General features: G+C 47.8%; 9 protein-coding genes, 14 tRNA genes and 3 rRNA genes. 1 reads left to right on the top strand and 25 read right to left on the bottom strand.

Features of this window, described 5'->3' with window-relative positions; translation table 11 throughout:
- Positions 1 to 2: 2 nt before the first annotated feature.
- From MUN89_RS17285 to MUN89_RS17400, 24 genes are all read right to left on the bottom strand, one after another.
- Entirely contained in the window at positions 3 to 602 is a 600-nt protein-coding gene (locus MUN89_RS17285) for a class I SAM-dependent methyltransferase (RefSeq protein ID WP_244708999.1), read from the bottom strand.
- A gap of 14 nt (positions 603 to 616) precedes the next feature.
- Positions 617 to 1246: a TetR/AcrR family transcriptional regulator gene (locus MUN89_RS17290; RefSeq protein ID WP_244709000.1), complete on the bottom strand. Its 630-nt coding sequence runs from the start codon at positions 1244 to 1246 to the stop codon at positions 617 to 619.
- Positions 1200 to 2462, bottom strand: coding sequence for an MFS transporter (locus MUN89_RS17295; RefSeq protein WP_244709001.1), 1263 nt, complete (start codon positions 2460 to 2462; stop codon positions 1200 to 1202). Before MUN89_RS17295 ends, MUN89_RS17290 begins: the two co-directional genes overlap by 47 nt.
- Before the next feature lie 452 nt (positions 2463 to 2914).
- Positions 2915 to 3730, bottom strand: a complete 816-nt coding sequence (locus MUN89_RS17300) for an ABC transporter permease (RefSeq protein WP_244709002.1) — start codon at positions 3728 to 3730, stop codon at positions 2915 to 2917.
- Positions 3727 to 4749, bottom strand: coding sequence for an ATP-binding cassette domain-containing protein (locus MUN89_RS17305; RefSeq protein ID WP_244709003.1), 1023 nt, complete (start codon positions 4747 to 4749; stop codon positions 3727 to 3729). The genes MUN89_RS17300 and MUN89_RS17305 overlap by 4 nt, the downstream gene beginning before the upstream one ends.
- Positions 4750 to 4889: 140 nt before the next feature.
- On the bottom strand, positions 4890 to 5285 hold the full coding sequence (locus MUN89_RS17310; RefSeq protein WP_244709004.1) for a VOC family protein: 396 nt from the start codon (positions 5283 to 5285) through the stop codon (positions 4890 to 4892).
- A 265-nt stretch (positions 5286 to 5550) separates the two neighbouring features.
- Positions 5551 to 5632 (bottom strand) — tRNA-Leu (locus tag MUN89_RS17315).
- 7 nt (positions 5633 to 5639) lie between these two features.
- Positions 5640 to 5713 (bottom strand) — tRNA-Cys (locus MUN89_RS17320).
- 60 nt (positions 5714 to 5773) lie between these two features.
- Positions 5774 to 5848, bottom strand: a tRNA-Gly gene (locus tag MUN89_RS17325).
- 3 nt (positions 5849 to 5851) lie between these two features.
- Positions 5852 to 5926 (bottom strand) — tRNA-Gln (locus MUN89_RS17330).
- A 22-nt stretch (positions 5927 to 5948) separates the two neighbouring features.
- Positions 5949 to 6021 (bottom strand) — tRNA-His (locus MUN89_RS17335).
- A gap of 12 nt (positions 6022 to 6033) precedes the next feature.
- Positions 6034 to 6104: transfer RNA gene (locus tag MUN89_RS17340), tRNA-Trp, on the bottom strand.
- Between the two features lie 9 nt (positions 6105 to 6113).
- Positions 6114 to 6199: transfer RNA gene (locus tag MUN89_RS17345), tRNA-Tyr, on the bottom strand.
- Between the two features lie 69 nt (positions 6200 to 6268).
- Positions 6269 to 6344, bottom strand: a tRNA-Phe gene (locus MUN89_RS17350).
- Between the two features lie 34 nt (positions 6345 to 6378).
- Positions 6379 to 6455, bottom strand: a tRNA-Asp gene (locus MUN89_RS17355).
- 85 nt (positions 6456 to 6540) lie between these two features.
- Positions 6541 to 6617: transfer RNA gene (locus MUN89_RS17360), tRNA-Met, on the bottom strand.
- Positions 6618 to 6710: 93 nt separating this feature from the next.
- A tRNA-Val gene (locus tag MUN89_RS17365) sits at positions 6711 to 6786 on the bottom strand.
- Positions 6787 to 6836: 50 nt separating this feature from the next.
- A tRNA-Glu gene (locus MUN89_RS17370) sits at positions 6837 to 6911 on the bottom strand.
- Positions 6912 to 6933: 22 nt separating this feature from the next.
- Positions 6934 to 7026: transfer RNA gene (locus MUN89_RS17375), tRNA-Ser, on the bottom strand.
- A gap of 6 nt (positions 7027 to 7032) precedes the next feature.
- A tRNA-Asn gene (locus MUN89_RS17380) sits at positions 7033 to 7107 on the bottom strand.
- Between the two features lie 9 nt (positions 7108 to 7116).
- A 5S ribosomal RNA gene (gene rrf / locus MUN89_RS17385) occupies positions 7117 to 7230 on the bottom strand.
- A gap of 165 nt (positions 7231 to 7395) precedes the next feature.
- Positions 7396 to 10315, bottom strand: a 23S ribosomal RNA gene (locus tag MUN89_RS17390).
- A 176-nt stretch (positions 10316 to 10491) separates the two neighbouring features.
- Positions 10492 to 12058: ribosomal RNA gene (locus MUN89_RS17395) — 16S ribosomal RNA — on the bottom strand.
- Together the 16S, 23S and 5S rRNA genes with 14 tRNA genes alongside form the textbook arrangement of a ribosomal RNA operon.
- Positions 12059 to 12524: 466 nt before the next feature.
- The gene (locus MUN89_RS17400; RefSeq protein ID WP_244709005.1) at positions 12525 to 13415 is read right to left on the bottom strand and encodes a nucleotidyltransferase-like protein; all 891 of its coding nucleotides are present in this window, start codon (positions 13413 to 13415) and stop codon (positions 12525 to 12527) included.
- Between the two features lie 133 nt (positions 13416 to 13548).
- Here MUN89_RS17400 and MUN89_RS17405 point away from each other — a divergent pair, with 133 nt between their 5' ends.
- Complete coding sequence (locus MUN89_RS17405; protein WP_244709006.1) at positions 13549 to 13914, top strand: YgzB family protein; 366 nt, start codon at positions 13549 to 13551, stop codon at positions 13912 to 13914.
- Between the two features lie 88 nt (positions 13915 to 14002).
- On the opposite strand, the gene perR is transcribed toward MUN89_RS17405, so the two are convergent.
- Entirely contained in the window at positions 14003 to 14446 is a 444-nt protein-coding gene (perR, locus tag MUN89_RS17410) for a peroxide-responsive transcriptional repressor PerR (protein WP_244713906.1), read from the bottom strand.
- Positions 14447 to 14489: the final 43 nt, after the last annotated feature.

Below are 14489 nucleotides of genomic sequence, written 5' to 3' on the forward strand. Positions count from 1 at the left end.
CTTTACGGTTTCGCCCAGATTAGGTTCAATGCCCCGTGAAAGCCTTTTTCCTGGCGGACAATTTTCAGTTTCGAGTTAGAAACTAGCTCTAGAATGTTTCTGTCTTGATGACAACCGAGCCATGAATGGGCCACGGGATCAACGATTTTCTGAAGGAAGGCTAAAGAAGCGGAATCAAACAACCCGTGCTCCATTAATAAAACCTGCCCCTCAGGTCGACACCATTGTTGAAACAAATTTAGTATTATCCCTGGTTCAGGGTAAGCACACAATGTACCCGAGGAGATGATGGTATCAAAGGAGTCTTCTGGTACTTGAAGCGCTTCAACATCAGAAAGAATAAATTGGGAAGTAAAAGGATAGTTCCCAGCAGCAGCTTCTGCTCTTTTCAACATCTCGCGACTGAAATCGACGCCTGTGTAATCAATGTCGGCAGGTAAAAAGGCAAAGTTCATCCCTGCCCCGACGGCTGCTTCCAGAGTTTTCCCCCTGGCTGAAGTAAAAATTTTTCTCCTCCAGTGGTTTTTCGTTTCCTTCCTTCGTCTGCGCTCATACTTATCTGCCTGACGATCAAATTTTTCTATCAGCCGCTCTTGTTTCATCGTCCTCCTCCCTTCTATGAATCATAATCCACTTTAAGCGCTCCTTGTAAGAAATCTACGATCAGCTGTGACTGCTGTTTTAATTGGAGTTCCTTTTTATCATCAAGAATAGCATGGTCAAGAGCCAATCCATCTGTGAAGGCAATAATGGAACGTGCCAACAACTCCCCGTCATACTGCTTACTGAATTCTCCGTGCTGCTGGCCGGCTTGAATTACGCCAGCATATAATTTGACCCCATAAGCATAACGTTTTCGTCCATACTCCCTTCTCCGCTCCTCACTTCTTCCTGTAATAAAAAATTCCAGCGTGCTCGGTATGAGCGGGTCCATTCGATCATCCGGCTTCATGCAGTCCCCAAATAACCGTTGCATGAGTAGATCCCAATAAGAAGAAACCTCATTTTCTAATAGTTTCTCAGTTTCTTCCACCACTTCAGCAAGTCTCTCTTCTAAAATCGCTTCATATAATTCTTCCTTATTTGAAAAATATTGGTAGAGTCCGCCTCTGCTGATTTTCGCTGCTTCCATCACATGAGCCATCGTTGTTTTTTCATAGCCATGTTCGATAAATACGTCCCTGGCGGCAGCTAAAATATCAGCCCGCCGGTTCTCCAGGTACTCTCTGCTTACCTTCGGCGCCATCACTTTTCCCCATTTCCAGTTTATTTCTTGTAACGAACCCTGCTAGAGCAAGCACTACTAACAAAGTGGCTGTGATTAAAAACGTCGGAACCACTCCGATCAAAGTAGCGAGCCATCCTCCAAGCAACGGTCCGATAATGGTTGCCGTCGTCGTTACACTGTTGACGACACCAAACACTCTTCCCGTCATGTGTACAGGGGTATCCGTCTGCACCGCCGCTTGAAAAGGTACAAAGACAAGTCCTGCCGCAAACCCGGCGCAAAGACCAAGGATCGGCCCCCACAGGTCCGATAATTGCAGATCATAAAATGTAAGTACGGCCATCATACCAAAGCTTATGCCTATTCCACAAACTCCTGCCAGCATTAAAGGAAACGCTTGATAATCTGTCTTTTTCGTAAGGAGTAGTCCGGCAAGGAAGGTTCCTGCACCCGCTGCCGTCACGATATAGCCAAATAAATCGGGGGAAGCAGTCGTCAATCCTCTGATCAAAACAATGATTTGGGAGTCTGAGAGCTGCAGGATCAATAGGCTGATCCCTAAGAAAAACATCCCTACCATAATGACGCGATTACTTTTAATAAAACTCAAGCCTGCTAGAAACTCCTCTTTAAAGCTCTTACCTGCTTCTTTCTTTTCTTCTTGTACTGCCTTAACAGCTGCCGGCAGGAAACCAATACATATCGCTGATAACACAAATGTCACCGAATCGACGATAAATACCGGCTTTGCCCCAATCAATGCTACAAAGATTCCGCTCAAGAGCGGTCCTAGGATCTTCGTGCTTGAATCAATCATGGAAGTGATGGACATCGCACTTTTCATACTTCTCTCTTCCACAAGCTCTTTTAATTTTCCGTTTTTCGCCGGAATGAATACAGCGGAAAAAATCCCGGTCAAAAACAAGCAAAGATACACGACCCAAAGACTCCCTGCTATCGTTAAAACAAGAATTAAACCGGCACGAATCACATCGGAAGTGATCATTAATGCTTTACGGCTGAAACGATCCGCGATCGTCCCTGCCACCGGACCGAACAGAGCCATTGGGGCGGCAAGGCATAAAATGACGAGTGAAACCTCAAAAGGCGAAGCCTCCCACTTCAAGCCGACAAGGGTGATGACCGCTACGATACTAAGCCAATCACCAATACTGGATATAGCTTGGGCTGACATTAATGTGACGTAGCCTTTATTGCTCGCTAATCTCTTCAATTTTTTCCGCCTCCAAACCGACACTGATGTCGTTTTATTAAATTTATTATAACGACATTAGTGTCGTTTTTCAATGCTTTTTTTTTAATAATGATGGGATGGGACGGAAGTGATGTGATTCAGCGAAAATCGGGATATTCCAGCGAAACTAGTTTTTTCAGCGATATTTTTGGTAATTCAGCGGAATATGAGATATTCCGGCGGAAATCAGGATAATTCAGCGGAATTTGATTTTTTTCAGCGGGAATCCTGATAATTCGGCGATATTAGAATTTTTCCAGCGATTCCCCCGTTCATTCGGCGATTCTAGTGTTTTTCCAGCGATTTCTCAGTTAATTCAGCGATTCTAACTTTTTATCGGGATATCCCAGTTAATTCAGCGAAAACATTTTTAGAGATACAAAAAAACCCTGGTTCATTGACCAGGGTTTTTTAAGCCAAATCAGTCCTATTTAAGTACGGCGCATATAAGCCCGCACAGTAATCGGCGCAAAAACAGCCACAATTACGGCCGCTCCCAAGAGGGAAATACCTGCGTCCCAGCCGACACTTCCAGAGTTGGCAAGTTCCCGGACTGCAGAGACGAGATGGGAAATCGGATTAATCTTCACAAACCACTGCAGCCAATCCGGCATCGTTTCTACCGGTACGAAGGCATTCGACAGAAACGTCAGCGGAAATAACACGATCATTGAGATCCCTTGAACACTGGAAGCGGTTCTTGCGATGACTCCAAAAAACGCAAAGATCCAGCTGATCGCCCACGAACTGACAATCACTAGTAGACCTGCTAATAAGACAAATTCAATTCCACCCTCTGGCCGGTAGCCCATCACATAGCCCATAGCAAATGTAAGCACCGTCGCTATCGTGTAGCGGATAGTATCTGCCAAGAGTGCTCCTGCCAGCGGGGCAATCCTTGCAATCGGCAGCGACTTAAACCGGTCAAACACCCCTTTGTCCATATCTTCCCGCAATTGGACACCCGTAACGATCGATGTCGTGATCACCGTCTGAACAAGAATTCCCGGAATAATAACAGGTAAATAGCTTTTTACATCTCCTGAAATGGCGCCGCCAAAAATATAAGTAAACATGAGGGTGAATATGATCGGCTGCAACGTAACATCAAATAATTGCTCAGGCGTCCGCCGGATTTTTAACAAACCTCGAAAGGCCATCGTCAGTGAATTGCGAATGGACTGGCGAAAGCTGGTTTTATTTTTTAACCGGCGCTGTGAAACAGGCTTTATTGTACTCGTGCTCATACACTCATCTCCTCTGCATCTTCCTGAATATCATTGGAAGAATGATCCACTCCGTGACCCGTGATTGTGAGAAATACTTCATCAAGTGTTGGTTTCTGCACACTTAGTTCAGTTAAGTGAATCCCTGCTTCCCTAAGCTTGATTAATAAGTCGGTAGCCCTGTCGGCATCGTTCATCGGGGCTGTAATAACTCCTGCTTCAGGACGTACATTCGATTGTGCCTGCAGCACTTGTTCCACAACTCTCCGAGCTTCGTCGATGTCCTTTGCATCCTGAATGGTCAGTTGTAAAGAGGAACTTCCAATCGAAGATTTCAATTCATCAACCGTTCCTTCTGCCACGACTTTTCCACGATCAATGACTGCAACCCGGTCCGCCAATTCATCGGCCTCTTGCAAATACTGGGTCGTCAAAAGCACGGTTGAACCCATTTTCACTAATCTGCGGATTGTATCCCACATCTGATTTCGCGTACGCGGATCCAGTCCCGTCGTCGGTTCATCAAGAAAAATCAGCGGGGGCTGGGAAATAAGACTGGCAGCTAAATCAAGACGGCGCCTCATCCCGCCGGAGAAATTTTTCAACGGACGCTTCGCAGCTTCTGTTAAGCCGAATTCCTCAAGAAGCTCCACGGCTTTGCGGCGTGCCTCTTTCCGGCTGAGTCCTAAAAGTCTCGAAAAAATCATTAAATTTTCCATAGCTGTCAGGGACTCATCCACCGATGCATACTGTCCGGTAACGCCGATCAACTGCCGCACGATCTGCGGTTCTTTTACTACATCATGTCCAAAGATTTTCGCAGACCCTCCGTCGGCGCGAAGTAAAGTGGCCAGCATCCGAATTGTCGTCGTCTTGCCAGCTCCATTCGGACCAAGTACCCCGTAGATCGAACCAGTAGGAACCTTCAAATCCACCCCATCAACGGCCCGGTTGTTACCAAATGTTTTTACGAGTCCTTTTGCTTCAACCGCTAATTCCGGTTGAGTAGAACCTCGCTTCTTATTCAATAAATGTTCCATTAATATTCCTCCTAAAAATGAGTACATGAGGATCATAGCAAAGAAATATAAACTTAATATGAACAATGTGTATTTTATGTTCCCTTTGATAGAAAAAGACTCCAGCATTTCTGCTGAAGCCTTTCGTCTGCTTTATCATTCTATTTTGCGTTCTCGTCCGGCTGGTGGATGCCAAATACATTTCCTTCTGTATCCAGGTAGTATCCCTGCCAAGCCATACCAGGGAGCGCATACTTTGGCAGCGCAACCGTGCCGCCGTTTTCAGTGATTTTTGCTTCTGTCACATCGTAATCCTCTACGGCCATCGTACAAGTGTAGCCATTCATAGGCTGGTTCTGCTCTGGAGGAGCACTTTGGCGCTGCATCAACGCCCCGTTGATGCCAGGCTCATTCTCATCGCCAGTCACAGCCCCCATGTAAGGCATGCCGGCAAATTCACTCCAGTCTTCAAATTTCCAGCCAAATACTTCACCATAGAACTTCTTCGCCCGCTCCATATCATCTACATGAATTTCAAAATGTACTAAACGTCCCATAATGACCTCCTAAGGTTTAATAAATAAACTGCCGAGAGCTTCCATGTATCCGCTTTCCATTTTGCCTATGTACTACGGTGAAGAGAGAGTAAAAAAGAGGATAAGTGAAGATCAGGGTTAATCCGTGTACGTTTTAATCTTATCCCTTTTAAATTAGGAAAACAACAGCATTTTTTAACTTTAGTTGAAAAAGCTGGCATATATAAAAAAGACAGGATTTGAGTAATCCTGTCTTCTGATTAAATCATTATTTCGTTTTAATGAGTACCGGTGGTCGGGGTCGAACCGACACTCCCGAAGGAACACGATTTTGAGTCGTGCGCGTCTGCCAATTCCGCCACACCGGCAAATAATTGGAGGCGGCAACCGGAATCGAACCGGTGGTAAAGGAGTTGCAGTCCTCTGCCTTACCGCTTGGCTATGCCGCCATTGAAAAATCATTAATATTATATCTTATTCATAAACAAATGAAAAATGAATGAAATTAATGGAGCGGGAGACGGGATTCGAACCCGCGACCCCCACCTTGGCAAGGTGGTGTTCTACCACTGAACTACTCCCGCAAATGGCTGGGCCAGCTGGATTCGAACCAGCGCATGACGGTACCAAAAACCGTTGCCTTACCGCTTGGCTATGGCCCAAAGCGTAATAAAATTATTAAAGGGCGACTAGAGGGAATCGAACCCTCGAGTGCCGGAGCCACAATCCGGTGCGTTAACCCCTTCGCCATAGCCGCCATAATGAAAAGCAGGGGTAGTAGGAATCGAACCCACATCGGCGGTTTTGGAGACCGCTGTTCTACCGTTGAACTATACCCCTAAGATGTAATGGTGGAGGGAGTAGGACTCGAACCTACGAACCCGATGGGAGCGGATTTACAGTCCGCCGCGTTTGGCCAACTTCGCTATCCCTCCATATTTAAATAACTATGTCCATCTCTCTGGACTTCCTACTTGTATCCCCATGTTTGCAAGTCGGATAAATGGTGGCTCGGGACGGAATCGAACCGCCGACACACGGATTTTCAGTCCGTTGCTCTACCGACTGAGCTACCGAGCCGATTATGTGATAAACAATGATTTTCTATGTAAAGTGGCGGTCCGGACGGGACTCGAACCCGCGACCTCCTGCGTGACAGGCAGGCATTCTAACCAACTGAACTACCGGACCATATTTAAATTAATCTGGTTGCCCTTACAGGGCTCCTATTTCCAATTAGCAAAGAAGTGGAATCGAAGTAGTTAATTGGATATTATGGTTGCGGGGGCAGGATTTGAACCTGCGACCTCCGGGTTATGAGCCCGACGAGCTACCAGACTGCTCTACCCCGCGATAATGTGGGAATATCTTTTGTTGTTCCCATAAAAATGTTTCTGTTCAACTGTTCGTCGTGCTGCAAGGTGTTTCGGTGAAATCTTGCGAAAATGGTGGAGGATGCAGGGCTCGAACCTGCGACCCCTTGCTTGTAAGGCAAGTGCTCTCCCAGCTGAGCTAATCCTCCGGAGTGCGGTCGTGCTTAAGCGAAATACCGCTAGCTGGCTTAAAATAAATTGGTGACCCGTACGGGATTCGAACCCGTGTTACCGCCGTGAAAGGGCGGTGTCTTAACCACTTGACCAACGGGCCAGCTATTAGGAAAGTGTATTTATGGCGGAGAGCGAGGGATTCGAACCCTCGAAACCGTGGTAACGGTTTACACGAATTCCAATCGTGCTCCTTCGGCCAGCTCGGACAGCTCTCCATAGAATGGCTCCACCGGTAGGATTCGAACCTACGACCGATCGGTTAACAGCCGATTGCTCTACCACTGAGCTACGGTGGAACAGTTGAAACCTGGCAGTGTCCTACTCTCACGGGGATCGACCCGACTACCATCGGCGCTGAAGAGCTTAACTACTGTGTTCGGCATGGGAACAGGTGTGACCTCTTCGCCTTCACCACCAGATCTCTAAATGTACTTTTTTAAAGGGACAAGATATATTATATTGTCCTTTTATAAATTTTTCAAGGGAATTTACAAACTTTTTTGTGTAACCCTCAAAACTGGATAAGTACACATTCAAACGAACTCGAAACATCATAGTTGTATGTCTAGCTTCCGCTTTTCAATTTAGATAAGTCATCGATCGATTAGTATCCGTCAGCTGCACGTGTCACCACGCGTCCACCTCGGACCTATCTACCTCATCGTCTCTGAGGGATCTTATTACCTTAGAGGTAAGGGAAATCTCATCTCAAGGGGGGCTTCATGCTTAGATGCTTTCAGCACTTATCCCGTCCACACGTAGCTACCCAGCGATGCTCCTGGCGGAACAACTGGTACACCAGCGGTGTGTCCATCCCGGTCCTCTCGTACTAAGGACAGCTCCTTTCAGATTTCCAACGCCCACGACGGATAGGGACCGAACTGTCTCACGACGTTCTGAACCCAGCTCGCGTACCGCTTTAATGGGCGAACAGCCCAACCCTTGGGACCGACTACAGCCCCAGGATGCGATGAGCCGACATCGAGGTGCCAAACCTCCCCGTCGATGTGGACTCTTGGGGAGATAAGCCTGTTATCCCCGGGGTAGCTTTTATCCGTTGAGCGACGGCCCTTCCATGCGGAACCGCCGGATCACTAAGCCCGACTTTCGTCCCTGCTCGACTTGTAGGTCTCGCAGTCAAGCTCCCTTGTGCCTTTACACTCTGCGAATGATTTCCAACCATTCTGAGGGAACCTTTGGGCGCCTCCGTTACCTTTTAGGAGGCGACCGCCCCAGTCAAACTGTCCACCTGACACTGTCTCCGGACCGGATCACGGTCCTGGGTTAGAATGTCCGTACAGCCAGGGTAGTATCCCACCAGCGCCTCCACCGAAGCTGGCGCTCCGGCTTCTCTGGCTCCTACCTATCCTGTACAAGCTGTACCAACATTCAATATCAGGCTACAGTAAAGCTCCACGGGGTCTTTCCGTCCTGTCGCGGGTAATGCGCATCTTCACGCATAGTATAATTTCACCGGGTCTCTCGTTGAGACAGTGCCCAAGTCGTTGCACCTTTCGTGCGGGTCGGAACTTACCCGACAAGGAATTTCGCTACCTTAGGACCGTTATAGTTACGGCCGCCGTTTACTGGGGCTTCGGTTCAGCGCTTCGCCAAAAGCTAACGCATCCCCTTAACCTTCCAGCACCGGGCAGGTGTCAGCCCCTATACTTCGCCTTACGGCTTCGCAGAGACCTGTGTTTTTGGTAAACAGTCGCTTGGGCCTTTTCACTGCGGCTCCTCGGCAGAGGAGCACCCCTTCTCCCGAAGTTACGGGGTCATTTTGCCGAGTTCCTTAACGAGAGTTCTCCCGCTCACCTTAGGATCCTCTCCTCGCCTACCTGTGTTGGTTTGCGGTACGGGCACCCCTTTCCTCACTAGAGGATTTTCTTGGCAGTGTGAACTCAGGAGCTTCGGTACTTTAGTTCCCTCCCCATCACAGCTTGACGTTCCCACCGGACGGATTTGCCTATCCGGCCGTCTTGCTGCTTGGACGCGCTCATCCAATGGCGCGCTCTCCCTATCCTCCTGCGTCTCCCCGTCGTTCAAACGGAAAGGAGGTGGTACAGGAATATCCACCTGTTGTCCATCGCCTACGCCTGTCGGCCTCGGCTTAGGTCCCGACTAACCCTGAGAGGACGAGCCTTCCTCAGGAACCCTTAGGCTTTCGGTGAAAGAGATTCTCACTCTTTTTTCGCTACTCATACCGGCATTCTCACTTCTAAGCGCTCCACCAGTCCTTACGGTCTGACTTCACCGCCCTTAGAACGCTCTCCTACCACTGATCGTAAGATCAATCCGCAGCTTCGGTGGTGTGTTTAGCCCCGGTATATTTTCGGCGCAGAGTCACTCGACCAGTGAGCTATTACGCACTCTTTCAATGATGGCTGCTTCTAAGCCAACATCCTGGTTGTCTAAGCAACTCCACATCCTTTTCCACTTAACACACACTTAGGGACCTTAGCTGGCGGTCTGGGCTGTTTCCCTCTCGACCATGAACCTTATCACCCACGGTCTGACTCCCAGAACAAAGTCGCTGGCATTCGGAGTTTGACTGAATTCGGTAACCCGATAGGAGCCCCTCGTCCAATCAGTGCTCTACCTCCAAGACTTTCTATTCTGAGGCTAGCCCTAAAGCTATTTCGGAGAGAACCAGCTATCTCCGTGTTCGATTGGCATTTCACCCCTACCCACACCTCATCCCCGCAATTTTCAACTTGCGTGGGTTCGGGCCTCCAGTCAGTGTTACCTGACCTTCACCCTGGACATGGGTAGATCACACGGTTTCGGGTCTACGACCGCATACTCTCTCGCCCTGTTCAGACTCGCTTTCGCTGCGGCTCCGCCGCTCACGGCTTAACCTTGCATACAGTCGTAACTCGCCGGTTCATTCTACAAAAGGCACGCCGTCACCCATTAACGGGCTCCGACTACTTGTAGGCACACGGTTTCAGGATCTCTTTCACTCCCCTTCCGGGGTGCTTTTCACCTTTCCCTCACGGTACTGGTTCGCTATCGGTCACTAGGGAGTATTTAGCCTTGGGAGATGGTCCTCCCGGATTCCGACGGAATTTCTCGTGTTCCGCCGTACTCAGGATCCACTCCGGAGGAAGAAAGGTTTCGGCTACAGGGCTGTTACCTGCTCTGGCTGATCGTTCCAGATCGATTCGCCTACCTTTCTTCTTGGTAACTCCAAAGGAGTGTCCTACAACCCCAGAAAGCAAGCTTTCTGGTTTGGGCTGTTTCCGTTTCGCTCGCCGCTACTCGGGAAATCGCATTTGCTTTCTCTTCCTCCAGGTACTGAGATGTTTCAGTTCCCCGGGTCTGCCGTCCATGACCTATGGATTCAGTCATGGACACTATTCCATTACGAATAGTGGGTTCCCCCATTCGGAAATCTCCGGTTCACAGCCTACTTACGGCTTGCCGGAGCATATCGGTGTTAGTCCCGTCCTTCATCGGCTCCTAGTGCCAAGGCATCCACCGTGCGCCCTTGTTCACTTAACTATCTGTGAAAAGACGTTTGTTTCTTTCGATGTTCGTTGAATGTCTTGTCATCACTAGCTCCATCACTTGATGAAACTATTGATTTCTTATCCAGTTTTCAAGGTTCACGTAAGAAAGATCACTTGATCTTTCAAAACTGAACAACCAACCGAGTACGTTCCATATATATTCCTTAGAAAGGAGGTGATCCAGCCGCACCTTCCGATACGGCTACCTTGTTACGACTTCACCCCAATCATTGGCCCCACCTTCGGCGGCTGGCTCCAAAAAGGTTACCTCACCGACTTCGGGTGTTGCCAACTCTCGTGGTGTGACGGGCGGTGTGTACAAGGCCCGGGAACGTATTCACCGCGGCATGCTGATCCGCGATTACTAGCGATTCCGGCTTCATGCAGGCGAGTTGCAGCCTGCAATCCGAACTGAGAATGGTTTTATGGGATTTGCTACACCTCGCGGCTTCGCTGCCCTTTGTACCATCCATTGTAGCACGTGTGTAGCCCAGGTCATAAGGGGCATGATGATTTGACGTCATCCCCGCCTTCCTCCGGTTTGTCACCGGCAGTCACCTTAGAGTGCCCAACTGAATGCTGGCAACTAAGGTCAGGGGTTGCGCTCGTTGCGGGACTTAACCCAACATCTCACGACACGAGCTGACGACAACCATGCACCACCTGTCACTTGGTCCCCGAAGGGAAAACCCTATCTCTAGGGTGGGCCAAGGATGTCAAGACCTGGTAAGGTTCTTCGCGTTGCTTCGAATTAAACCACATGCTCCACCGCTTGTGCGGGCCCCCGTCAATTCCTTTGAGTTTCAGCCTTGCGGCCGTACTCCCCAGGCGGAGTGCTTAATGCGTTAACTTCAGCACTAAGGGGTGGAAGCCCCCTAACACCTAGCACTCATCGTTTACGGCGTGGACTACCAGGGTATCTAATCCTGTTTGCTACCCACGCTTTCGCACCTCAGCGTCAGAGACAGACCAGAGAGTCGCCTTCGCCACTGGTGTTCCTCCACATATCTACGCATTTCACCGCTACACGTGGAATTCCACTCTCCTCTTCTGTCCTCAAGTTCCCCAGTTTCCAATGACCCTCCACGGTTGAGCCGTGGGCTTTCACATCAGACTTAAGAAACCACCTGCGTGCCCTTTACGCCCAATAATTCCGGACAACGCTTGCCCCCTACGTATTACCGCGGCTGCTGGCACGTAGTTAGCCGGGGCTTCCTCGTTAGGTACCGTCAAGGTACCGCTCTATTCGCACGGTACTTGTTCTTCCCTAACAACAGAACTTTACGATCCGAAAACCTTCATCGTTCACGCGGCGTTGCTCCGTCAGACTTGCGTCCATTGCGGAAGATTCCCTACTGCTGCCTCCCGTAGGAGTCTGGGCCGTGTCTCAGTCCCAGTGTGGCCGATCACCCTCTCAGGTCGGCTACGCATCGTCGCCTTGGTGAGCCGTTACCTCACCAACTAGCTAATGCGCCGCGGGCCCATCTGTAAGCGATAGCGAGAAGCCATCTTTTAACCCTCCTTCATGCGAAGGTTGGTGTTACCCGGCATTAGCCCCGGTTTCCCGGGGTTATTCCGGTCTTACAGGCAGGTTGCCCACGTGTTACTCACCCGTCCGCCGCTCGTTCCACGAGCGTCACCTCCGAAGAGGATCCGCTCGCTTCCCGCGCTCGACTTGCATGTATTAGGCACGCCGCCAGCGTTCGTCCTGAGCCAGGATCAAACTCTCCAAAAAAAATTGAAAAGCTGTGCGCTTTTGACAGCGCTTGCCTTCAACACCGTTGAAGGTCCTAAAGCTCGTGTGCACATCGTGTGTGCTTTGTTTGAATTCCTTCTATATAATAGAAAGAATGAATTGACGTACTGGTTGGTTCGTTCAGTTTTCAAAGATCAATGTTTGCCGCTTCAAAATGGCGACTTAATTAATATATCATGGCTTTAAATGAAAGTCAATATTTAATTTCCATGATTTTATTTTGCTGTTAAGCTTTGCCACGTTGTCTTAACGCGACGTTTAATAATATAGCATGGAATTCTGGAGGTAGTCAATAACTTTTCGACAAAAAATTATAATTTCCATTAAGCAGGTATTGAAGTGCTATCTTTTCCTTCATTTTGCCTCAGATCAATGCAGCGCCAATAAAAAAACACGTGATTCCCACACAGGGCTCCACGCGTTTTTAGTGATGACGATGAATTTCTTAGGAAGAATAGAGCTCGTGGCTGCTTTTCACTTTATATTTACGGTGGTAAATACTTGGTCCTTTTGTATCCTGCAGGACGACTTCAATAAAATCGTTTTCTGCTAAGTATTCCACCATCGAAGAAAGATCCAGGGCATACTCTTTCACTTCAGGATGGACTTTCAAGTCCCCAAAAGCCCACGCCTCCTCATTTTCTTCCATTAATTCAAGCAGATGCTTGGCACTGGAGCGGGCCCGCTTACTGATCGCATGTTCCACAGCAAGCAGCATGAGCTGCACGCGTTTGTCTGTCGGTTCGTCGCTTTCAATTAATTCCTGGTAGAGTTTATAGATCTCCGGTTCAATTCTTCTCACTTGGTTCCAGACGGTCACTTCCGGATGAAAACCTTTTTCAATAATCGAAAGCCGCGCTAAGTAATGAAGCGAGTGAACCATCCGGCTGAAGGAATCTAAATATTGTTCAGATTCAAATAAATCCTTTGATTCACTATAGCTTCGAATCAGCTTGGCAAATTCGATAGCTTTCTTTAAGTCTCTCGTTTTTTGCGGGAAGGAACGCAGCCTTTCTTTAAGATCCGTCACGTATTCATTCCGCTCAAAGATAATCGCGCCATTGATGATCCACTCGATCGCGCGTCTATATGAACTTGTATCAATCCAGTGTTTTAATAATTTTTCATCAACAATATGCATCGCAGCAGACTTTTCGTCAAATTCATAATGTTTTACATACCAAGAATCTTCGGCATCCCTTACGATAATAAATAAAATCACATCAAAGTTATCCGTAACCGGACTTATCGGCTTGAACTTTTCTAAAATCAAAATACCTAATGTATTCGCTTGACTTGCCCTTTCTTGATAAATCGGGCGTAATACATCCTCCATTACTCTTCCCCCACATTCTAATTCTGTTCACTTTCCTATTCGATACGTTCATAAAAAATCCTTTTTTTCAAATTATAATCCCACAGGTAAATTATGCTATACTACGAATGAAGAGATAAAGGAGGTACGCGGTGTGGCTTTAAAATACAGTAGCAAAATTAATAAAATCCGCTCCTTTGCGTTCTGGTTAATCTTTGTTGGTTTTGGCGTTATGTATCTTGGACTCGTGTTTAAAGAGACAGCCTGGCTGATGGCCGTGTTTATGATATTAGGGATGGGCTTTATCGGACTTAGCACCGTCGTTTATTTCTGGATCGGCATGCTTTCAACCCGCACCATTCAAATCATCTGCCCTTCTTGTGAAAAGCCGACAAAAATGCTCGGCCGCGTGGATGCTTGTATGCACTGCAATCAGCCGCTGACGATGGACAAGAAGCTGGAAGGCGAAGAATTTGATGAGAAATACAATTCAAAACGCTATAAAAAACAGCAGTCTTAATGAACATACGTAACCCCCGTACTCGTGCGAGACGGGGGTGATTTTATAGAAAATAAAATTAACTGAAAGCAGTAAATGCTTTCAGTTATTAGTGAGCCGCTTTGTTTTTACATTGAGAACAAGTTCCGTAAACTTCCATGCGGTGATGACTTACATCAAATCCAGTCACCTGTTCAGCTAATGATTCCACTTCATTGAGACTTGGATAGTGAAAGTCAACAATTTTGCCGCATGTTTCACAAATAATATGATAATGATCGGTCGTATTACAATCAAACCGGCTCGAAGAATCCCCATAAGTCAATTCGCGGACAAGGCCGATTTCTCTAAATACGCGCAGGTTGTTGTAAACCGTTGCGACACTCATATTGGGAAATTTACTTTCCAATGCTTTATAAATCTCATCAGCTGTAGGGTGAGTCATAGAATTCAGCAGGTATTCAAGCACCGCATGACGCTGTGGTGTAATTCGGACACCTGAATCTTTTAATGTATCAATTGCTTCTTGAAGTCGGTGGTCAGACACAGCCATGCACCTCGCTTTCATTAACTGACTCTTGATTTAGAATATTATT

The organism is Halobacillus salinarum, assembly GCF_022919095.1.
Taxonomy (GTDB): Bacteria; Bacillota; Bacilli; order Bacillales; family Halobacillaceae; genus Halobacillus_B; species Halobacillus_B salinarum.